This is a genomic window from Hymenobacter sp. BT730 (genome assembly GCF_030542105.1).
Classification (GTDB): Bacteria; Bacteroidota; Bacteroidia; order Cytophagales; family Hymenobacteraceae; genus Hymenobacter.
On record NZ_JAUOFB010000001.1, the window covers coordinates 16853 to 38484 of the forward strand.

At 52.5% G+C, this 21632-nt stretch carries 19 protein-coding genes; 4 read left to right on the plus strand and 15 right to left on the minus strand.

Annotation, left to right across the window (positions count from 1 at the left end; translation table 11 throughout):
- Positions 1–8: 8 nt before the first annotated feature.
- The 4 genes from atpE to Q4G72_RS00090 form a co-directional block, all read right to left on the minus strand.
- Positions 9–269, minus strand: a complete 261-nt coding sequence (gene atpE, locus Q4G72_RS00075; protein WP_044511419.1) for an ATP synthase F0 subunit C — start codon at positions 267–269, stop codon at positions 9–11.
- A gap of 62 nt (positions 270–331) precedes the next feature.
- Positions 332–1405: a F0F1 ATP synthase subunit A gene (gene atpB / locus Q4G72_RS00080; protein WP_121236560.1), complete on the minus strand. Its 1074-nt coding sequence runs from the start codon at positions 1403–1405 to the stop codon at positions 332–334.
- 33 nt (positions 1406–1438) lie between these two features.
- Positions 1439–1846: a hypothetical protein gene (locus Q4G72_RS00085; RefSeq protein ID WP_303309397.1), complete on the minus strand. Its 408-nt coding sequence runs from the start codon at positions 1844–1846 to the stop codon at positions 1439–1441.
- 88 nt (positions 1847–1934) lie between these two features.
- Positions 1935–2168: an AtpZ/AtpI family protein gene (locus tag Q4G72_RS00090; protein WP_303309398.1), complete on the minus strand. Its 234-nt coding sequence runs from the start codon at positions 2166–2168 to the stop codon at positions 1935–1937.
- A gap of 220 nt (positions 2169–2388) precedes the next feature.
- On the opposite strand from Q4G72_RS00090, the gene porW reads away from it, so the two are divergent.
- The 3 genes from porW to uvrC all read left to right on the plus strand — a co-directional run bounded on the left by porW (position 2389) and on the right by uvrC (position 9707).
- Positions 2389–5340, plus strand: coding sequence for a type IX secretion system periplasmic lipoprotein PorW/SprE (porW, locus tag Q4G72_RS00095; protein WP_303309399.1), 2952 nt, complete (start codon positions 2389–2391; stop codon positions 5338–5340).
- A gap of 67 nt (positions 5341–5407) precedes the next feature.
- The gene (locus Q4G72_RS00100) at positions 5408–7744 is read left to right on the plus strand and encodes a penicillin-binding protein 1A (RefSeq protein WP_303309400.1); all 2337 of its coding nucleotides are present in this window, start codon (positions 5408–5410) and stop codon (positions 7742–7744) included.
- A 145-nt stretch (positions 7745–7889) separates the two neighbouring features.
- Positions 7890–9707, plus strand: a complete 1818-nt coding sequence (gene uvrC, locus Q4G72_RS00105; protein ID WP_303309401.1) for an excinuclease ABC subunit UvrC — start codon at positions 7890–7892, stop codon at positions 9705–9707.
- Positions 9708–9782: 75 nt separating this feature from the next.
- Here the strand turns inward: uvrC and porN are convergent, their stop codons facing one another.
- From porN to Q4G72_RS00160, 11 genes are all read right to left on the minus strand, one after another.
- On the minus strand, positions 9783–10688 hold the full coding sequence (gene porN, locus Q4G72_RS00110) for a type IX secretion system ring subunit PorN/GldN (RefSeq protein WP_303309402.1): 906 nt from the start codon (positions 10686–10688) through the stop codon (positions 9783–9785).
- Between the two features lie 46 nt (positions 10689–10734).
- Complete coding sequence (gene porM, locus Q4G72_RS00115) at positions 10735–12315, minus strand: type IX secretion system motor protein PorM/GldM (RefSeq protein ID WP_303309403.1); 1581 nt, start codon at positions 12313–12315, stop codon at positions 10735–10737.
- 66 nt (positions 12316–12381) lie between these two features.
- The gene (porL, locus tag Q4G72_RS00120; RefSeq protein WP_303309404.1) at positions 12382–13146 is read right to left on the minus strand and encodes a type IX secretion system motor protein PorL/GldL; all 765 of its coding nucleotides are present in this window, start codon (positions 13144–13146) and stop codon (positions 12382–12384) included.
- 108 nt (positions 13147–13254) lie between these two features.
- On the minus strand, positions 13255–14274 hold the full coding sequence (gene porK / locus Q4G72_RS00125) for a T9SS ring complex lipoprotein PorK/GldK (protein ID WP_303309405.1): 1020 nt from the start codon (positions 14272–14274) through the stop codon (positions 13255–13257).
- Positions 14275–14514: 240 nt separating this feature from the next.
- On the minus strand, positions 14515–15504 hold the full coding sequence (locus tag Q4G72_RS00130) for a PorP/SprF family type IX secretion system membrane protein (RefSeq protein ID WP_303309406.1): 990 nt from the start codon (positions 15502–15504) through the stop codon (positions 14515–14517).
- Between the two features lie 124 nt (positions 15505–15628).
- Entirely contained in the window at positions 15629–16462 is an 834-nt protein-coding gene (locus Q4G72_RS00135; protein WP_303309407.1) for a uroporphyrinogen-III synthase, read from the minus strand.
- Between the two features lie 93 nt (positions 16463–16555).
- Entirely contained in the window at positions 16556–17725 is a 1170-nt protein-coding gene (locus tag Q4G72_RS00140; protein WP_303309408.1) for a DUF4271 domain-containing protein, read from the minus strand.
- A gap of 12 nt (positions 17726–17737) precedes the next feature.
- A complete protein-coding gene (locus Q4G72_RS00145; protein WP_303309409.1) occupies positions 17738–18793 on the minus strand; it encodes an MraY family glycosyltransferase in 1056 nt (351 codons plus the stop codon).
- A gap of 69 nt (positions 18794–18862) precedes the next feature.
- Positions 18863–19279: a hypothetical protein gene (locus Q4G72_RS00150; protein ID WP_303309410.1), complete on the minus strand. Its 417-nt coding sequence runs from the start codon at positions 19277–19279 to the stop codon at positions 18863–18865.
- 7 nt (positions 19280–19286) lie between these two features.
- Positions 19287–20084, minus strand: a complete 798-nt coding sequence (gene lipB / locus Q4G72_RS00155) for a lipoyl(octanoyl) transferase LipB (RefSeq protein ID WP_303309411.1) — start codon at positions 20082–20084, stop codon at positions 19287–19289.
- A 53-nt stretch (positions 20085–20137) separates the two neighbouring features.
- Positions 20138–21139 carry a bifunctional phosphoglucose/phosphomannose isomerase gene (locus tag Q4G72_RS00160; protein WP_303309412.1) on the minus strand — a complete coding sequence of 334 codons (1002 nt, stop codon included), beginning with the start codon at positions 21137–21139 and terminating at the stop codon, positions 20138–20140.
- Between the two features lie 130 nt (positions 21140–21269).
- Here Q4G72_RS00160 and Q4G72_RS00165 point away from each other — a divergent pair, with 130 nt between their 5' ends.
- A complete protein-coding gene (locus tag Q4G72_RS00165; protein ID WP_303309413.1) occupies positions 21270–21629 on the plus strand; it encodes a YraN family protein in 360 nt (119 codons plus the stop codon).
- The last annotated feature ends 3 nt before the right edge of the window (positions 21630–21632 follow it).

A 21632-nucleotide genomic window follows, 5' to 3' on the forward strand; every position in this document is an offset into this window, starting at 1 on the left:
CAGGTTCTCTACTGAAGCTTCAGGGCAATCAGCAGGCAAACTACTACTGCGAACAGAGCAGCACCTTCTACCAGAGCAGCTACGATCAGCATAGCAGTCTGGATTTTGCCGGAGGCTTCCGGCTGACGGCCGATGGCTTCCATGGCCGAGCCACCGATGCGGCCGATACCCAGACCAGCACCCAGAATAGCCAGACCGGCACCGATACCGGCACCCATTACAGCCAGACCAACAGCATTAACAACCTGCAGCAACAGAGAGAGCAGCATAAGACAAAGATTTTGAGGAATGTGTGAGAAAAAACAAAGAAAAATAAGGGGGAATTTGGTGCTTAGTGACCGTGGCCGCCAACTACCGCCGGCGCATCGGCATCATCACCGCCAATGCCGTAATCGTGGTCGTGGTGTTCTTCCACGGCGCCACCGATGTACATGGCCGTTAGCAGGGTGAAGATGTAGGCCTGCAGAATGGCTACCAGCAGCTCCAGCACGTTAATAAACAGGCCGAAGGCAATGGATAGCGGCGCAATGCCAATAGTATTGAAGATAAAAATCAGGGAAATGAAGCTCAGGATGATAATGTGACCGGCCGTGATGTTGGCAAACAGTCGAACCATCAGGGAGAAGGGCTTCGAGATAACGCCAATCAATTCCACCGGAATCATGATCGGGCGCAGCCAGAGCGGAACACCGGGCGTCCAGAAAATGTGCGACCAGTAGTATTTATTAGAGCTGAACGTGGTGATGAGCAGCGTGATAAAGGCGAACAGGAAGGTAACGGCCAGGTTGCCGGTAAGGTTGGCTGCACCCGGCAGCAGGCCCATCAGGTTGTTGAACCAGATGAAGAAGAAGATAGTCAGCAGGTAGGGCAGATACTTCTCGTACTTCGGGCCAATGGCTTTCTTGGCTACCTCGTCACGTACAAATACAATAACGGGCTCGAAGAAGGACTGAATACCACGGGGGGCCTGGCCATGGTTCTTGCGGTAGCCAGCAGCTACAGAGAAGAACACGAACAGCAGCAGGGCCACGCTCAGCAGCATAGAAGCCACGTTCTTGGTAATAGAGAAGTCATGCACCTCGGTTCCGTCTACCGACTCCAGGTGCTCGTGCTCCAGCTTCAGGCCATCATGCACGGTACCTTCGGGGTACAGGTGATGCGAGGAGAAAACCGACAGGCCGTGGCCCGCGCGATAAGCAATGATGGGCAAAGGCAGCGTGAAGTGCGGACCTTCGTTTGCTTCACCAAAGAAATGCCACTCGTGCGAGTCGCCTACGTGATGAAGAATCATCTCGCCGGCATTGAAGCCTTCTTCTTTGGTAGCCTCGTGGACGGAAGCCGTTTGCTCTTGGGCAAAAACAGGAAGCGTAAGAATGCAGAAGAGGGCTATCAGTAAGCGCTTCATTCAGAAGACCTTAGGGTGGGATTCGGGAGGTACTTAAACGGTGGGCTCCCCCGGTTTTGAAAACGGGCGCAAGTTAGTCAGAACGCTCCAGACTTCAAACCCCGTAAAGAGAAAATACCCAATAAAGAAGGCGCCCAGGAACGTATACGTACCCATACCCTCGTGTGCGCCTCCTTTATATAGGTATACCAACACAATGCCCATGGAAAGCAGCATACGCAGCACCATGGAGCCAAAATAGGCGGACATAAAATTATCGGGGCTGGCTTTTACCAGGCGGGCCGTTACCCAATAGATAATAGCCGTGAGCACCGCAAAGTAGCCCAGAATGTAGCCAGCCAGCGGGTGAATAACCTGCGTGCCGTAGCGGGCATTCAGCAAATAAGCCGTGCCGTAAAGCAGCAGAATTAGCAGCAGAAGGTTGCGGAAAAATCGAAGCAAAGCGGGGTGGTGTTCACAAGTGAGGCGCAAAGGTAGCACCTGGCGCCACAGTCTGGTACCTCCCACCTATAACAAGTCCACTTCTCCCCTATTTCTCCGACACGGATCGGATAACCTGATACATGGCCAGAAACACTCCCAGCAGGGTGAGCACCACTGTTCCCCAGGGCCCGCTCCCGAAACGGCCGTCCAGCCATATGCCCAGCCAGGTGCTCAGGCCAATAGTGGCCAGCATTTGAATGCCCATACCGGAATACCTGCCAATGGTGCGCATCTTATCCGATGCCGGCTTGGGGGGTTCTGAGGGGAGTTGATCGGCCATTAGATGCGGGAGTAGTAGGTGAGAAAATAGTTTTTGCCTCCTGCCGGTTGCGCTCCTATCTTATACGTAGCAGAACAAACAGCCGTGGCCGGGAATTTCCCGTAATTTTACCCGAAGTGCTGCGTTGTGCAAGATACCTCCCGCGCGCTGCCGAACGAATCGGCTGCCGGAACGCGTTTTTCTTTTGCCTACTGCCTATCCCGCCGTTTTGACAAATTATTTGCCTCTACGTCTTTTCTCTGCCCCACTGGTGCTGGCTTTGCTGCTGGCCTGCCTGCAGGCATGCTCCTCCGGCGAGCGAACCTCGGTGGTAGGGCGCACCTATCAGAATATTGCGGCCCGTGACAATGGCTACTTCTTAGGCCGGGAAAAGATCCGCGCTACCGAGGCCAGCCTCTACAAGACGCGCAACAACGACTATAACCGCATCCTACCGCTGCTCCCCGTAGTGGACTCCGTTACGGCAGTCCGGCTGGCGGCCGATATGGAGGACATCATCAAGAAAGCTTCCATCCCCATTCAGCACCACGCTGCCAGCGACTGGACCGACGACAGCTACATCCTCATTGGCAAGGCCCGCTACTACAAGCGGGAGTTTGAGGAAGCGGTGAAGACGTTTAAATACGTTAACACCACCAGCAAAGACCCCAACGCCCGCCACGAAGCTCTGATTTGGTTGATGCGCACGTTCCTGGCTACCAAGGAATACGAAAGTGCGGCAGCCGTATCGGATATTCTGGATAAAGAAAAAGGCACCGAGGTAAACGCCCGGGAGTTGTTCCTGACCCGGGCACAGTATTATCTGCTGACCGATAATCAGCCCCTGGCCATTGAGAATCTGGAGAAGGCTATACCTTATATAGAGCCGAAGGATGAACGGTCGCGCACGCGCTACATTCTGGCACAGCTCTACCAGGCTACCGGCAATGATAAGCAAGCCTACGCCCAGCTTAACCAAATTCTGAAGCGCAACCCGCCCTATGAGCTGGACTTCTTCTCCAAGCTGATGCTGGGCCAGGTATCCGACCTGAACACCACTGATAAGGCCCGACTGGATAAGTACTTTGCCAAGCTGCTGAAGGATGGCAAGAACACGGAGTACCGCGACAAGATTTATTACGAAATGGCGCGGCTGCAATACCGCCAGCAGCGTTATCCGGAGGCTATAGCCTTGCTGGAGAAATCGGCCAGAGCCGCCGGCCCTAACCGGGCGCAGAAGGGCTATACCTACCTGCTGGCCGGCCGCATTTATTATGACAACCTGCAGCGCTACCCCCTGGCAGCGGCTTATTATGACAGCACCATGCAGATGCTGCCCCGCGAAGCCCAGGACTATGCGGCCCTGGCAGAGCGCGCCAGCATATTAAAGGAATTTGCCAACCAGCTCAACATTGTGACTACCCAGGACAGCCTGCAAATACTTGCCCGACTAGATCCTGCCACGCTGCTCACTCGCCTGACTGCTTATGCCCAGGCTGAGCTAACCACGCGCCGGCAGACCGAGGAACGGGTAGCCGCGCAGCAAGCCCGCGCAGCACAGCGCCAAACGGCCACCGGCGTCAGTGATGTGCGCAGTGGTAACCCCGACATTGATCCGTTGGCCTTTACAGCCAGCAATACCGGCGCCCAGTGGTATTTCGATAACCCCACCGCCATGAGCACAGCCCGCTCGGAGTTTGTTCGGCGCTGGGGCGACCGGCAGCTGCAGGATAATTGGCGCATCAGTAGTCAAGCCAGCAACTCACCTGTTACCCGACAGAACGGCAATGTACCTGTAGCAGTGGCGGGCAATGATGCCACACAAGTCAATATGGCCCCCGTGGATCCGGCGGCGCAGCTCACCGCCTTGGTAGCGCAGTACCAGAAGAATATTCCCGTCGATCCGGGGCAGCTAGCCGCCTCCAACAAACAGATAGAAGAAGCTTTATTCGCTTTAGGCGCCATTTACTCCCAACAGCTAAAGGAGCCCGACCGCGCTATTACCACTTATGAAACCCTGATTAGCCGCTTTCCCCGCAGCGCGCACATGCCCGAGGTATATTATAGCCTCTACCTCCTCTACCGCGACAAACAGGACCCCAAGGCGGAAACTTACGCCCAACGCCTGCGTCAGGAATACCCTACTACTTCCTACGCCCGGCTGGTAGCCGACCCGGAGTATCTGCGCCGCATGTCGGTTGCTAATGCTGGGGTGAGTATACAGCTGGATTCTGCTTTCACCTTCTATAAAAAGCAAGAGTTTAAAAAGGCCAGTGCCGTGCTGACCCGCACGCGCAAGAAATATCCGGAGAGTGACTACAGTGACCGACTGGCTTATATGGATTTGTTGCTGGCGCTGCGCACGCAGGCCCCCGCCACCACTAAGCCGCAAGTAGAGCGCTTCCTGAAAGACTACCCCAACAGCCCCCTGGCCACCGATGCGAAGACCCTGCTAGCCACCTTTACTCGCTACGAGCAAGGCCAGTTGCCTGGGGCACTGGCCTCGGCCCAAAAACCTACGGTTTCCTATTTCCGGCCCGGTGAGGTAGATAACCGATTACGGATTTTCTATAATGAGCCTGCGCCCGGTACGACTTTAACACCCAGTTCTGCTACAACTGCGGTTCCTGCTACTTCGGCGGCACCTAATACCAAGGTACCTGCAGCAGCTGGTACCGTTCCGGCAAAGTCTGCTCCTACTCCTGATTCTACCCGGACAACCCGGGCAGGTGTGCCTGCCACAAGCCCTACTACGTCTACAAACACTCCCGCCGCTGCTATACCGCCCGCTGCAGACCCAACACCCCCGGCAGCACCGGCGTCCCCTTATGCTGCCGGTACCAGCGGGGCGCATGCGGTGGTCCTGGTAGTAACTCAAAACTCGCCTTTGCTAAAGGACTTGCCCGGCCAGCTTGGCACCTACAATAACCGCTTCTACCGCGCCGGCAACCTACAGGTCCGGCAACAGACGCTTACGGATTCGTTGTCGCTGATTGTGGTACAGCCCTTAGCCAGTGCCAAGGTGGCCCAAAGCTATGCGCTAAAGCTGCGAGGCCCGCAGGGGCCCCTGGGCCGCTTACGGGGCGTGGGTTACCAAACCCTGATTGTAGGAATTGAGAATGTACCTATCCTGCTTCAACGTAAGGACGTGGAAGAATACCTCCGTTTTTACCAGCAAGTATATCGTCCGTAAATTTGCGGCAGTGTGCTGCTATCTGATGATAATGCTGGCACTTGATTTTGCTTTTTAAATGTCTCCAATGGCTTATTCTACTGCCAAGCCTAAAGTTGCTCCCCGAAAGCCGGTTCGCTCCGGCCGCTTTGCCGCTTTCACCCGCACCTTATGGACGTTGCTCGCGCTGGGAGTAATAGGCACCGTTGTGTACGTGTGGGCTGTTAGCGTTAACCTGCTAAACCTGTTTGGCAGCATGCCTAACCTGCGCACGCTGGAAAATCCCAAAAGTGAGCTGGCCTCTCAGGTATACTCGGCTGATGGTGCCCTGATGGGCAAATACTTTCGCGAAAACCGTACCCCGGTTGACTACGACGACTTACCTCAGAACCTGGTTGATGCCTTGATTGCCACCGAGGACGTACGCTTCGAAAACCATTCGGGCATCGACCTGAAAGGCATGGCAGCCATTCCATATTATGTAGCCACGGGCCGCATCCGACGGGGTTCCAGTACGCTCACGCAGCAGCTGGCTAAAATGCTGTTCCGTACCCGCGAAGATTTAAACGATGGCCGCCTGAATGACACACCGGGCATCGGCATGCTTATCACCAAAACCAAAGAGTGGATTCTGTCGGTACGGTTGGAGCGCAACTACACCAAGCGCGAGATTCTGCGCATGTACCTGAACACGGCGGAGTATGGCTCGAATGCGTTTGGCGTGCATACAGCGGCTAAAACCTTCTTTAATAAGCGCCCTCAGGATCTGAAGCTGGAAGAATCGGCGCTGCTGGTGGGTTTGGTCAACGGTCCGTCGTGGTTTAACCCGGTGCGCAACCCGGAGCGGTCCGTAAAGCGGCGCAACTGGGTGCTGAGTCAGATGCAGAAGTACGGCTACATCACGCCCCCTGCCTACTCTGCAGCAGTGGCCAAGCCCCTCAAGCTGGATTACAAGGTGGAAAATCAGAACGAGGGTATTGCGCCTTATTTCCGCATGGAGGTGAGCAAAATGCTACGCGAATGGGCCAAGGAAACCGACCACGACCTGTACGCTGATGGCCTAAAGATTTATACCACCATCGACTCCCGCATGCAGAAGTATGCGGAAACGGCCATTGCCGACCACATGAAGCTGCAGCAAAAGTGGTTTGATGCTCATTGGAAAGGCCAGCAACCCTGGCGCGATGAGAACGGCAAGCTCATTCCCAACTTTCTCAATACGGCTATAAAACGCACCGAGCGGTATCGTGCGCTGGCCGCCCGCTACGAAGGCCAGCCTGATTCCATCAAGTACTATCTCAATAAGAAGTACAAGATGAAGGTATTTACCTGGAAGGGTGAGAAAGAGGTGCTGATGTCGCCGATGGACTCCCTGGCCTACTACAAGCGCTATCTGCATGCCGGCTTTATGGCGATGAACCCGCTGAATGGCCAGATAAAAGCCTGGGTGGGCGGCACCAATTACAAGTACTTTAAGTACGACCACGTGAAGCAGGGCAAGCGCCAGCCCGGCTCCACGTTTAAGCCCTTCGTGTATGTAGCCGCCATCGACCAGGGCTACTCGCCCTGCTACCAACGCCCCGACGTGGCTACGACCTTTCCCGCTGTAGCCGGTCGGGCAGCTTATACTCCCCAGAACTTTGAGGGAGAATTCTCGGGCCGTACGTTTACATTGCGGCAGGCCCTGGCCCGCTCCATGAACTCCATTACGGCCTGGCTAGTCCAGAAGCTGGGCCCGGAAACCGTAGTGGCCTACGCCAAGCGCCTTGGCATTACCTCTCCCATTGAAGCAGTGCCCGCTGTGGGCTTTGGCTCCAGCGACGTCAGCATTTACGAGCTAAGCGGAGCTTACAGCACCTTCGTTAACAAAGGGGTATGGACGGCTCCTATGATGGTTACCCGCATTGAGGACAAGAATGGTAACGTGCTGCGCGAATTTGTGCCCCAGACCAAAGAAGCACTGAGCGAGGAAACTGCCTACCTCATGACCTATATGATGCGCGGCGCGGTAGAAGAAAAAGGCGGTACGTCTATTATTCTGCGTGGCGGGTTCCAGTTCCCGAACCAGATTGCGGCCAAAACCGGTACCACTTCCAACTACTCTGATGCCTGGTTTATGGGCATGACCCCTGACCTGGTGTGCGGCATGTGGGTGGGCGGCGAAGACCGCAGCATTCACTTCCGCACGGGTGCCTATGGGCAGGGCTCCCGCCTGGCCCTACCTATTTATGGGCTGTTCATGAAGCAGGTGTATGCGCACAACAAGGAAATCGGCATCAGCACCGCCGATTTCCCAGTGCCCGCGCAGCCGCTTAGCGTGGAAATCGACTGCTCGCGCTACTATGGCGGGCAGCGGGATACCATTCCTTCAGATCAGAAGCTGAACCAGACGGACTTGCAGGATTTGAACGATCAGGACATTTAATTTCAGCCCCCAGGGTGCAGAACAGAAGTGGCAGGTGTTCTACATCTGCCACTTTTGCTTTCTTAGAATGGGCCCAGCCACACGGCCCCACCCAAACAAAAAGCCGGATTTGGAGTATTCCGCAATAGTCATCTTCTAGCATTTTATGGCCGCCAACGCCCAATTACAAGAGCAAATCCGCCAGTTGCCGCACCGTCCTGGTATCTATAAGTACTTTGATGAGGAGGACAGTATTATATATGTGGGCAAGGCTATTGACCTGCGCAAACGGGTAAGCAGCTACTTCACCAAGCAGGACCACAACAAGAAAACCATTCAGCTGGTCAAGAACATCCGTCGCATTGAGTTTACTATTGTCGACTCGGAGTCGGATGCGTTTTTGCTGGAAAACAACCTCATCAAGCAGCATCAGCCTAAGTACAACATCCTCCTAAAGGATGGCAAGACTTACCCCTACCTGCTGCTCACCAGCGAACGATTCCCGCGCCTGATTCCGACCCGCAACAAACGCCCCGGCGACGGCCGCTATTATGGCCCTTATGCCAACTTAACGTCCATGAACGTCCTGTTGGAGCTGATTCGGGCGCTCTATCCGCTTCGTACCTGTACCTATAACCTCGCTCCGCAGAATATAGAGGCGGGCAAATTCAAAGTTTGTCTGGAGTATCACTTGGGTAACTGCAAGGGCCCCTGCGAAGGGCTGCAGGATGAGGAAACCTACAACCTGTATATTCAGCAAATTCGCAACATCCTGAACGGCAACCTGACCATTCCCAAGCAGTACTTCCGGGAGAAAATGACCCAGGCAGCACAGGAACAGCAGTACGAGCTGGCGCATCAGTTCAAGCAGAAGCTTGATAGGCTGGATGATTTCCAGGCGAAAAGCACAATTGTGAATGCTTCGCTTTCCAATATTGATGTGTTCAGCATTGCCTCAAATGAGAAGCTGGCTTTTATCAACTATCTGAAGGTGATGAACGGCAGTATCATTCTCACACAGTCTTTAGAAGTGCAGAAGAAGCTGGATGAGCCCGATGACGAGATTTTAGCTTCCATGGTGATGCAGATGCGGGCAGAGTTCGAGAGCCAGTCGAAGGAGATTCTAGCCAACGTGGCACTGCCGGAACTGCCTTTGCCCGGCGTAACGATTGCGCAGCCCCAAATTGGGGATAAGCGCAAGCTACTGGAGTTAAGCATCAAGAACGTCATGTACCTCCGTAAGGAAAAGGAGAGCATGAATGACCGCAGCAAGGATGTAAACGAAGTCCGCATCATGGAAACCATGAAGAAGGACCTGCGGCTGAAAGACTTGCCCAAGCATATCGAGTGCTTTGATAACTCTAACTTTCAGGGCGACAACCCGGTGGCGGCCATGGTCTGTTTCCGCAATACCAAGCCCAGCAAGAAGGACTACCGACACTTTCACATCAAAACCGTCGTTGGGCCCAACGACTTCGATTCGATGTACGAAATCGTGACCCGTCGCTACCGTCGTTTGCTGGATGAAGGCGCCAGCCTACCGCAGCTCGTTATTGTGGATGGCGGCAAAGGCCAGCTCGGGATGGGTGTAAAAGCACTGAAGGATTTGGGCCTGTGGGGCCAGATTCCTATCATCGGCATTGCCAAACGCCTGGAGGAAATTTATGTACCTAACGACCCCTTGCCCCTGTACATTGACAAAAAGAGCGAAACCTTGCGCCTTATTCAGCGCATGCGCGACGAAGCCCACCGCTTTGGCATTACCTTCCACCGTTCCCGTCGCGACGCCGCTACTCTGAAGACCGAGTTGACGGATGTAAAAGGACTGGGCCCCGTTACGGCTGATAAGCTCCTTACCAAGTTTAAATCAGTAAAGAAGATAAAGGAGCTAACGGAGGCTGAGCTCGTTGCCGAGGTAGGCAAAGCCAAAGCCCGCGTGTTACTGGATTATTTCGCCCAACCAGATACACCTTCTGAAAGCTGATTAAGACGGTAAACATCATAAAAAAAGCCCCGACCAGTTGGCCGGGGCTTTTTGTTTTAGCACATACGCAGAAGCTTAGAAGCTCCACAGGTTATACTCGTATTCAATGAGGTCAGACGCAGCTTGCTGAGAAGCCAGAATGCCTTGCTGAGCACCACCGTAGATGTCGTCCAGACGGGAATCGTTCGGGTTAGATACCTTTACGATATACGAGTTGAACAGCCACAGCTCAAAAGCATCGGCCAGGTTCTTATGCTGGGCGTCGTTCTGGGGGTTAAACCAGATGGCCTTATCCGGGTTGTTGCGGAATACACGCACCAGGTCACTGTACTTGAACGTAGCAATCGGCTTTTCAATGCCAGAGGTGTTCGAAGAAAGCGTGGAAGGCACCAGCAGCGTAATAGTTTTGATGTCGTGATACATCCGTGACCGTTTCTTGTCAAAGATCATATCCTCCTTCAATTCCATCTGATAGATGTCTTTGGGGCGGTACTCGTAGCTGGCAGGAGCAACAGGAGCCGCTTTCGCTACTGCCTTTTTGCCCTTAGCACCTTTCTTAGCGGCCGGGGCTCCCCAACCATCATCAGAGGCACCAAAACCAGCGTCAGCATCGGTAAAGCCGGCTGCTTTTTCTTCCTCGCTCAAGCCAGCGCTGGCTTCAGCGTATGACATGTTGCTGGAAGCTTCCTGAGGCGTGAAGGTGGTAGTCAGCGAATCGTTACGATAAGCCTGCAGCTCGCCGCGCTTTACGGCTTCCATAATCACCCGGGTGATTTCCTTGCCTTCAGCGAACATTGGCTTGTTCTGCTTTTCGCGCAGGTCAATGGCACGCCAGATAGTCTTCCGGAACATGATGTCCGAATTCGGAATCGGGCGATACGAGCCGTTGCTGCTCGCGGTGGTGGCTTGTTCCTGAGCCGAAGCTGCCACCGACAGCGTCAGGCCGGCCGCCAGGGCGGCGAAGGAGAGGAATTTGTTCATACCAGATAATCAAAAAAGCGCAACACTAAGTTCAGAAGAGGAACGCTTAGATCAGCGGAATATTGAATTGCTTCGACACTTTTACTTCCTCGGTGTTACCCTGGAAATTCATACGCTGCACTTCTTTTACCTCAATGTAGAGACGGTCACCTTCGCGGGCAGTATTTACGATGTCGCTCAGGTTAGCATCGGGGCCGTTGATGGTGCGTGTTCCTGCAACAGGGCGCTTACCACGTACCAGCGTAAGCTCGTAGCGCGTTACCCGGAAACGGGCATCATCAGGCAGGAAGGTAGCAAAGCCAGCATCTGGAATAGCCTTCAGGCTCATGTTCCGAACAGCCGTGATGGGCGTACCTTGCTTTTCGTTGGCTTCGCGGCCACCTACTACGCATTTGATTTCCGGCTTAGGAATTGGGCGAACCTGGAAGGTTTGCGAACCGATGGGGTTACCACCACTGCTAACGCTTAAAGTTACCTCACGTGAGTTTGGCACCAGCGTTACCTCACCTTTTGCAGAACCTTTGATAGCAGCAGCACCCGAAGCCGAGAAGCTAGGATCGTACTGCGGGCCCAGTGCGGGAACCTGTACACTCAGCTTGTTGCCGCACCGGAAGTACAGTGCCTGCACCGAAGCCGACTGAATCTGCATAACCGGCTTGGTAACCGTATAAGGCACAGTTACTTTGAAGGTTGTATCGCGGCCGTTCTGGTTGAAGCGAATCGTACCAGTCCAAGAAGCTTTAGCGTTGCCGGAGGCATCAAAGCTACCAGGGCGGGCCGTGAATTCTACCTTGCCTTTACCATCCGGACCAACTTGCAGCGGCGAGCCGTTAAGGGTCATGGAAGGACGCAGGTTGCTGGCAGAGGCCGTCAGGAACAGTTCCGCCTTGTACTTGGTACCAGCTGCAACCGTATTCGATTCAGCACTGGCAAAGGCACTTACCTTGTCAAATACAATGGTAGAAGCACCTACCTGCGAAGCCAGCTTATTCAAAGCATCTGACTCGTATTTCAGTACTTCCGTTTCTTTCTGCGAAAGAGTAGCCAGAGCAGCTACAATAGGCGTATTCTCGAAATTCAGCTCAGCAAAGTTTTTGCTTTTCTGACTGGGCTCCAAAACGTTCGGGTCCTCGTTAGCATCAAGTGCCAGTGGCCCGGCCTCTGGTACAAATTGCTTGATATAAGTAGCGTAACCGTTGAGCTTATCTTTCAGGGGATAGGCAAGACCATTCTTTTTGCCACCAATCATAGTGATGGCAACTTTATCTTCCATGCTCATATTCTTGAAAGCATTCTTGCCCTGGTTCTCAGTGGCAACCAATAGCTTCTCCCGAATATCGCGCAGGTAGCTGACCATATCAGTGGTCTTGGCCCGCACATCCTCGCTTTGCTTTAAGATGGCAAGGTCACGAGCCTGGTTCCGGTTTTTAGCAACCGTTGCTTGAATGCCTTTTACGGCACCCTCGTTAGCTGTCGCCGTTTTTCCATTTACTCCGAGCAAGCTGTCGTCCAAAAATTTGAACTTGAGCAGAATCGCGGAGTTTACTTGTAGGGCCAGAAGCGCAGTCAGTACCAGGTACATCATGCCTATCATCTTCTGCCGTGGAGTTTCCTTACCTCCCGCCATTGTATCTTCCTATTCTAAAACTAGTGGAACTGAAACGTTTAATGCACTTACTACTCAGCAGCTAGCTTAGCTGGTAGCACGCATAGCGTTCAGCATGTTGCCGTACACGCGGTTGAGGGAGTTGAGGTTCGTGGTCAGGCTGGTTACTTCCTGCTTGAACTGCTCGGTCTCTTTGCCAGCCTCGGTCAGGTTCTCCATGGCCTGGCTCAGGGTGCCATAAAACTTGTTCATCGACTTCAGGTGCGTGTTGGCATCCTGCAGCTCCATTTCGTACACTGCGTTCAGGGCGCCCAAGTTCTTGGTTACATTCTGCACTTGCAGGTGGTATTCCTTAGCATCCGAGGTAGCGCTTGACATGGCCGTGATGGCCTCTACCGTGTTAGAATAAGCTTCGTTGATACGCTCCAGTGAGTTAGCAGCGGTGCGCACCTTAGCGGTGTACTCGTCGGTTACGTTAGTAGCTTCGCCCAGTGAGGACAATTGCTGCGTAGTGGCGCTCAGACGATTCAGACCTTGGCCCAGGGAAGAAATAGCCTCGGGCGTTACGTTAGCGTCTTTCAGCATATCGTCCAGCTTGCGGGTCAGGCCTTTGCCGTTATCCGTGGAGAAGCTATTGCTATTAGTGGAAGGGTCATAGCCTTCGCTCAGCTCAGGATACACCAGTGACCAGTCGTGCTCTTTGTGCTGGGGTTGGAATGCGCTCAGGAAGAAGATGACAGCTTCCGTGCTCAAGCCCACAATCAGCATTAAGTCAGCGCCGGCCCAGTGTTCAATTTTGAACAGTGCTCCCACGATTACTACTGCTGCCCCAATGCCGTAAATTTTCGGCATTAATACGTCATATAGAAAACTGCCGCCTTTTTGTGCCATTGTACTTGTGTTGTTGAAAAGAAAGGTGAAGGTTGTTAAAACACTAAATAAGTTGGAACGAAAGAGGGCTTAGTTCAGGGCGTTGTTGGTACCCATGCCAATTTGAATCATGGCTGTGCGGAAACCAATATAAGAGCGGGCAGAATCCTGATACTCAAAGTTACGGGCACCCGTTTCCAGGAAGTAAGCAATGTCTTTCCAGGAACCACCACGCACTACTTTGCGGGGTTCGTTATCATCCGGGTTGGTTGGGTTCAAATCCCATACTACCGGTACGGAAGCTTCCATATAAGCATCATCGCACCACTCTGATACGTTGCCTGACATATCGTACAGGCCAAAGTCGTTCGGGAAGAACGCACCTACTGGTGAGGTATAAGCATACCCATCGGAAGCATAGTCACCACGTCCGGGCTTAAAGTTAGCCAGCATACAGCCTTTGGAGTTGCGCAGGTAGGGACCACCCCAAGGGTAGGTAGCTAAGTCGCGACCACCACGAGCGGCATATTCCCATTCAGCCTCGGAGGGAAGACGGAAGTTTGGCGTAGGAGCCAGACCAACTTCTTCGTTAGCTGCATTCTTGTGCTTGGTACGCCAGTTGCAGAAATACTTAGCTGCAAACCAGTCTACACCTACCACCGGGTAGTCGTCGAAGGCAGGGTGGGTATAGTAATACTCCATCAGGGGGTCACCCATGTGGTAGGTGAAGTCCCGTACCCAAACCGTAGTGTCGGGGTAGAGTTCAGTCATCACATACTCTTCGCCTAGCACGTCAATGGAATCCTGCCGGATAGCATCCATGAACTGGCGGTATTCATTGTTAGTAATTTCGGTCTCATCCATGTAGAAGCCGGCAATAGTTACCTGCTTGTTCATGTTCACCATAGAGGCAGAGATATCCTGGTCGGTCTGGCCCATGTGAAAGGTTCCACCGGGGCAAGGTACCATGCCATAAGGCACTTCCTGAGGGTTGAACTCAGGCCGATCCTCAGAACCGTATAGGTCGCCCTGAGGCCCTTTACCAAAACCACACCCTCCCAGGAGCAGTGCCGACATGGCGACGAGAGGCAATACGAAAAGCTTGTTCATAGTCAGGAACCGAAAGACTTACTAGGAGGCGATAACCAAAGATTACAATTTTTACAGCTGGCAAATTTAGTACTTTAAACAAACGCAAACAAGTTATTCGTTTAACATTACCAACTTGCCTTTGAAACCCTATTTACACGGGATAAATCGAAGTAGTTCAACTCCTTGCAGCTGTAGCAGGGGAATACATTCGATTTACTTTATCCTACCCCAGCTATACGCTTAATATACGAAGAAGGCCTAAAAGCTATAACGAGGGGTACGGATGGCGGGGCGCAGAATATTACTAGGCTTAGGGAGTCGATAAGAAAGCATTATTTCATGAGAGCTCAATGCACGAGCATCTTGGTTAAATGCTATAAAATCAAATCCATAGCCCACTTTAAAAGCGTTATCTTTTGCAAAACTTATGCCGAGTATTGCATTAAAGGATTCCTGAAAACGGTACCCAACGCCACCCCAATATTTATCATTAAAGGTAGCTCTAGCGCCTAGTTCAAAGGAGCTTTTATCTTGGGAGAATTTACCAGCATCACCCACTTTACCAGGCAATACCATTTTTACCAAGACGGTAGGTGTTACCACAACGGAGGAGGAGGCCTGAATATTATAGCCACCGGTTAGATAGACGTGGTTTTCCCCAACAACACTTGCCGAATCTGCTCCGCGAGCATTTTGGAATTTATACTTTGCCCTCAATAAGTTATTAACGCTTAGGCCAGCATACAGAGTTTCGGTCTCATACCATGCCCCTAGTCCGGCATCTAACTTACGGTCGGAGCTTTCTTCCGGTACGGCCGGGTCGTTAGGCTCGGCAGGACGAAAATTCCCCTGATGAATATTGGAAAAGATTCCTTGTACGCCCACACCCAGAACACCCTCTCCTATAGCTATATGATATGCGTAGGATAAGTTAGCGGAGGTAACATCCGTTTGTGCAATTTTATCTTTATAGATATTGATACCTAATCCCCCCCGCAACAACTTAATGGGTAAGGAGGCCGAAAGCAGATAGGTTTGGGGGGAGCCACCAGCATCTACCGAGGCATTATATCCTACATATTGATAGCGGCCGATGGTAGTTATCTCACCGAAACCTTTCACTCCAGCGTACCCTGGATTAAGGTACATGCCATTAAATCCGTATTGAGTGAACTGGGGCTGCTGCTGCCCCAATACCGTACCGGCTGCTATAAATAGCAGAATAACAGAGAGTACTAAACCCTTCATAGGTGCAACCGGATAGAGGTAAGAGATAATTTGTGCAGGATTTCTTCTCTTTCAAATGTAACAAAAAAACGTCACCCCAAAGAGAAGAAGCCTATTCACCGATTTCCCTTCCTCAACGAGCAAACTAGTTGCTCGGTTTACCTACTTTACTTTTCGCGTTGTTATGTTCGGCAGCGCCGGAATGATACAGGATATACTGCTCAATAGCGCCCGTCATAGAAGGGGCATTTGGATGTGGAGCCTGGATATCCAACTCCAACCCAGCATCCAGCACTGCCTTAGCGGTGGTGGGACCAAAAGCTGCTATGCGGGTACCGTCCTGCACGAAATCAGGAAAGTTGATGAATAGCGAGCTAATACCGGATGGGCTAAAAAACGCAATACAATCGTATTTTACATCCGAGAGGTCCGATAAGTCGCTGGCTACTGTACGGTAGATAACTGCCTCTGTGAACTTGAAGTTATTGGCCCGCATAAACTCCGGAATGTCATCTTTACGGATATCGGAGCAGGGGTACAAAAACTTCTCGCCTTTGTGCTTTTTGATAACGTCAAAAAGGTCAGCAGCGGTGCGGCTACCCACGAACAGCTTACGCTTACGCAGCACGATGTATTTCTGCAGGTAATTAGCCGTTTGTTCTGAAATACAGAAGTACTTCATTTCAGCAGGCATTTCAATCTTTGCCTCCTGACAAATGCGAAAGAAATGATCTACCGCATTACGGCTGGTAAAGATGATTGCCGTATGCTCCAGAATATTGACTTTCTCCTTACGGAAGTCCTTATAAGACACAGGGTCCACCTGAATAAACTCCCGGAAATCAACCTTGATACCGTATTTCTCGGCAATGGAGAAGTAAGGGGAAACGTCGCCGGTGGGCTTAGGCTGGGTGACAAGGATGCTGGAGATGCGCTTGGCGTGACGGCCAGTCCCCGGAATATCTTTGCTTTCGGCCATAGTTAAAAAAGAGAGTAAATCTAGGGCTATAAGGAGGAACGGTGAGGTGCTTAAACTGATATTCACAACCTAGTACCACCAATAACTCCTTGATTAATAAGGAAAAACGATGATTTTAAGCAGTACAATAAAAGGCAGAACTTCTGTGGCGCAAAGGTACGAAAACAAATGCAGATTTAAGAGTGACATTCGCTGATTCAATGTTCGGCCAATTCGTAAGACAGTTACAAGTAATAGTAAGGTAACCACCCCATTAGAAACCCACAGCACCATAGACGGGGCTGAGGAATTCAGGGCTAGATAAAGAAGCATCACAAAAGGCAATACCAAGCCCATCAGCAGGATAGTGCGGATAAACTCCCGGTATTGTACCATAACTAGCCCCGATACATCGAAGATATATCCCATTATCTGCAGGTACAGGTATTTTAGCAATACAAAGGCCGCAATCAGCCCGGTATAGAGCAGCACCCGTACTACCAGCGCCGACTCGGGTACGTTGAACATACGCCGGATAATGGGCACATTTTGCACACTGGTATGAATAGCTACTAATAGCAGTGCAAACGATAACGAAAACACAAAGACCAGTACTACATTGAGCCACGTAATAGTGGGCTTTACTAAGAAGTCCTGATCAGTGGAAGATTTGCTCCAAAAGCTGCTGAGCTGATAAATCCGCGCAAAGCCCGGACGATAGGTAGCCCGAATGCTGCCATAGCCCAGCCCTATTACCAGTAAAAAAACGATGTACACGTTCTGTGGTCCGGGTACCCGCTCCTGAGGCAACAAGGTGCTGGCAGTCTTACCAAGCTGAGGAGCTGGCTGCGGTACCGTATTGACAAAGGAGTTGTAGGCGGGCGACTCATCAGGGTGCCATACGCACAATAAATGGCGAGCGGAGGGGGAATCAGCAGGAATCAGCTTAGCCAAGTCCAGGGAAAACACTCCTGCCTCCGGTGCCGTGAAAACGAGTCGGTTATCCAGAAACAAGCTCAGATTCTGACGAGCTGTGAAGGTAATAGGCACTGGCTGGCCCCACTTCAAACTAACCCATTGATAGTAGGCGTGGGCGGGCTGATGGTAATCTGGCAGGTAAAGTGTTAGTCGGTTCTGTGCCGGATTATAAATGAGCCAGTCATTGGTAAGGCCTTTTTGGGGGGCGGGCGGTAATGGTCGGTACTCAGCACCTAGTGCCGCATGCCCCAGCAGCAGTATGCTTAGCACTACTCCCCACAACCACTGATAACGCCCCGTTGGCACTGGATTACCTGGTTAAGAAGCCACCCGCTGCCGGGCGCTACGGCTCTGATACACGCCCAAAAACACACTCAAAGCTACCGAGAAGGCTACCAGATACACGATTAGCAAAGTATTGCCCAGGTAAGCGAAGTTGATGACAAACAAAATCACCAGAATATTCAGCAGGGCCAGTAACATTACGGTGCTGATCTGCTGAAAGCCCATAGCCAGAATCCGGTGATGCACATGGTTTTTATCGGGCGAGAAGGGGGAACGGCCGGCCATCATGCGCACAATGAAAATGCGAAGGGTATCAAACAGCGGCACAAAAAGAATACCCGCTGCAACGGAAGGGGCTGATTCCGGAAAAGGCTGCCGCATCTCAATAAACTGAATAGTCAACACGGAAACGATAAACCCACAGACCAGCGAGCCGGTATCGCCCATAAAGATGGTGGCGCGGTGAAAGTTGTAGCGCAGGAAGCCTATCAGCCCCCCTATTACGCATACGGAGACATACACATAGTTACCGTACCGGTCGCCGCCATAACGGAAGAAGAAATAGCCAAGGGTGCTCACGATAATCAGCACAATGGTACCCGCCAAGCCATCCAGCCCATCAATGAGGTTAATAGCATTGGTAATACCCACAATAGCAACGAACGTAATAGCGTAGCTGATGCCAATAGGAAGCTCCTGAATACCCAGGATGCCTTGAAAGCTGGTAATCCGGATGTCGGCCATAATCATAACCACACCGGTAGCCAGTAGCTGACCTACAAACTTTTTGGAGACGGAAATACTGACCAGGTCATCTTTTAGCCCCACAAAAAACAGCACAATACAGCCCGCCAGCAACTGCTGAACGCCATTTGCAAGGTTTCCGAAAATGGTAAGCGCCGACATAAAGCCAGCAAAAACGGCCACCCCACCCAGGCGGGGCGTCAGCGACTCATGCACGGTGCGCAGGTTGGGCGCATCAAGCATATTCTTGAGATGGGCAATGTAAATAATGGAGGGCACTGCAAACAGCGCCACCAAAAATGCCCACAGGAACGAGAGACTCAGCGAAATACCTAATGCAGTCATATGGCAGGGCCCGAAGTTAAGCAATTACGCTTGAAGCCCGGTGGGTGGTTTGCGAATGAATCCCGAAGCTTAACTGTGCAGAATCCCTTCCCGGTCGAGCAGGGCAATCCGGATAAGGTTTTCAGGCACAATAGAGTCAGGAACAAAGATGAACTTCTTATCAAAAATCTGCGAGCCCCGGTAATAGCTTACCCAGTACTGATTGTTAAGATGAAACAGATCCGGGTCGATGGGCTCAATGGGGACGGCGGTGTGGGGCTCTACTTCCAGAATCACGTGGCGCAGTGTGGAAGTGCGCACCGATTCGCCGTTGGGCTGCACCCCGTAGCCGTTAGAGCTCACGATGACATTGCGCAAAGGAAAATCGTTATGATTCAGCAGATATACTTGCCAGCCCTGTTTGCCTTCTTCCGTGGCGGCCGCCTCATCGGGCACTACTGCCACCGAAACGCCTTCTACCGGATCGAAGATAATATCGTCTTTCATAAAGGACTTAGCTGATCAGATCGGCCTGCAATAAGTTGGCCAAATGCGGCAAAAGACGGTTTTCTACTTCCGTTATCGAGACTGCGCGGCCTAGTTCCTGCTGCAGCGAGGTCACGGCCTTATCGGTAATGCCGCAAGGCACGATATGGCCGAAGTAGGACAAATCGGGATTCACATTGAGGGCAAAGCCATGCATGGTTACCCAGCGGCTGCACTTCACGCCCATGGCGCAGATTTTACGCGGATTGGCTGCGCCTTCCTCAAAACCCAGCCATACCCCTGTGAGGCCCGCAATGCGGCCGGCCTGCAAGCCAAATTCGGCCAAAGTCAGGATAACGGCTTCTTCCAACACCCGCAGATAGCGGTGAATATCGGTGAAGAAGTTGTCGAGGTCGAGGATGGGGTAGCCTACCAGTTGGCCGGGGCCGTGGTAGGTGATGTCGCCGCCGCGGTTAATGCGGTGAAACGTGACGCCGTGCTGGGCTAAAGCCGCCTCATCAAGCAGCAGATGCTCGGGCTTGCCGCTTTTGCCCAGTGTGTATACGTGGGGGTGCTGGCACAACAGCAGGTGGTTGGGCGTAAGCTCCAACGGCGTACCGGATTCAGCGGCCAAGCGGTTGCGGGTTTTAACCGCCAAGGCCGCTGCCAGCAACTGTTCCTGATAGGCCCAGGTAGACTCATAGTCTACCAGACCCAGGCGCTCAACCCGAATCTGCCGGTTTTGGCCCGGCACTGCAGCCACCGCTCCGACCACTGGGGCCGGAGCGGGGCTGGTAATAGCGCAGGAACTATACAGAGAATCCATGCCGGAAAAATCTAACGCAAACCCGAGGCCTGAGCCGCTCTATTAAAGCCAGCTTAGGCAGGCTGAGCCGACAGCTGGTTTTTCAGCTTGTCAATCACCTTCACGGGCGCCGGATCGGTACCGTTTTTCTCCGCCAGGTAAATACTAACCCAGTCCAACAGGTGAATCAGGTAAAAAATCTGCGCGGTGAGGGACTTGCCTTTGGCGGTTACGTCCAGCACTTTGGCACCCTGGGCTTCAAATACGGGGCGGCACAGCTCCATACGCTGGGCCACGCGCTTGTGGTCGAAGGCGGAGTGCAGGAACAGAACCGTGGTTTCGCGCAGAATCTTGGTGGGGAACTCCCAGCCCACAATTTCATTATGGTTCATCTCCGGGAAGCTGTTCACGTGGCACAGCTGCTTGGAGTTTTCGTTTACCTGCTGCTGAAAGCGCACAGCGGTAGATTCCAACAGCGCATCACCATATACTACTGGCAGCCGCTCGTACAAGGCTTCCGTAATTGTGTGAGCCTCTTCGCGTACGGCCGTTTCGGTTTCTTCTACCAGAGCAACGGCTTCGTGTAGATCGGCCAGATAGGAGTTATCAATCAGACCAGCTGCTTCCAGTACAAAGAACAGCTGAAACGCCGAGTAGCCGATGTTGGCCCGGGGCATTTTAGTCTCGCCTGGGAAAACGATGGTTGGATAGTTGTGCTCCTGGGCCAGCTTCAGCATCTGGCCGCCAGTGGTTACACACACAATAACAGCGCCTTTCTGCTGGGCCTCTTCCATGCCCGCCAGGGTTTCCTCGGTGTTGCCGGAGAAAGAGCAGGCAATGAACAGGGTATCCTGGTTTACGAAGCCAGGGATGTTATACGTCTTTACTACCGACACGGGAACCGGCAGCTTATCCAGCAAAATAGACTGCACTACGCTGCCGCCAATGCCTGATCCGCCCATACCGGCAATGACCACATTGCGGTATGCCTTTTTCTCTATCGTAATTTGGCTAGCCTGTCCGATGCGGATGGCGTCCTTCATTTGCTCGTTAAACTGCTCGACTAGTGTCTTCATAAGTATCTGGAATTTCGCGGAAAACACGCAAAGTTACTAGATTTAGACCCAACGCCAATTCAAAGAACTAGTACTACCTGCTTTTATCCAATTTAACAGCCTCCTGCTGGAAAGTTACCCTCCCTCTGCTATGGCTACAGCCGCTCATACACTCGGCCAAGCCGGAGAAGATGCTGCGGCGGCTTATTTAAATTCCCTGGGCTATGAGCTGGTTCAGCGTAGTTACCGATACCGTCGTGCTGAAGTAGACCTGGTAGTGCGCCAAGGCACCACACTGCTAGTTTTTGTGGAGGTAAAAGCGCGGTCTTCCAGCCAGTTTGGCTACCCCGAAACCTTTGTTACGGCCCGTAAGCAGCAGCTCTTCCGCCTGGCCGCCGAGCAGCTGCAGGAGGAGCTAAACTGGACCGGCGACATTCGCTTTGATATTCTGGCCGTGATGCCCAGCACTACCGGCTTCCGCATTGAGCATTTTGAGGATGCCTTCTATTGAGCC